The 466-nt window shown below is 36.3% G+C and carries 1 protein-coding gene and 1 pseudogene; both read right to left on the reverse strand.

The features are described from left to right. A pseudogene (locus IAE45_RS19130) lies at nucleotides 1–192 on the reverse strand (phage portal protein); the annotation flags it as partial. Nucleotides 193–237: 45 nt separating this feature from the next. Next, nucleotides 238–466: DUF6275 family protein (locus IAE45_RS18710; RefSeq protein ID WP_200143172.1), on the reverse strand; the 229-nt coding region annotated here is incomplete at its 5' end.

The raw sequence follows: 466 nt of genomic DNA on the forward strand, positions 1-466 counted from the left end.
AGTACCATCTTTGTTTTTGAACTTCACTTCGAGTGTGGACATTGTCCTTGCAACAAAATCAAGTACTGTGTTCTTTGCCATGATTTTCAGATACGCTCGAGCGGATTCATCATCACCATAGACGAGATCTGGAATCCAGTCTGAGGGTTCTTCATTACGTATGGACTGCTTAAAGACATCAAATAAACTCACATATTTTCACCACCTTTCAATCGGGCAAGATGTTTTGAGCAATTTTTAAAACGGAATACATTTATTTTCGAATTTCTTATATGCATCAAAATAAAGTTCATCTTTGTCACCGTTGTAGGTAATTTCATAGTACATCCCGTCAGAAATAGTGGTGCTTAGTAAAGCTTTATTATTTTGAAGCACCTTAACTTGCCAGACTACAAATACGTCAAAAGTTACTTCGTGATCACTTTTGTCCAGATGTATGATTGCATATTCTTCAACCAATTCTCGA

This window comes from Enterococcus sp. S53 (assembly GCF_016516865.1).
Classification (GTDB): domain Bacteria; phylum Bacillota; class Bacilli; order Lactobacillales; family Enterococcaceae; genus Enterococcus_D; species Enterococcus_D innesii.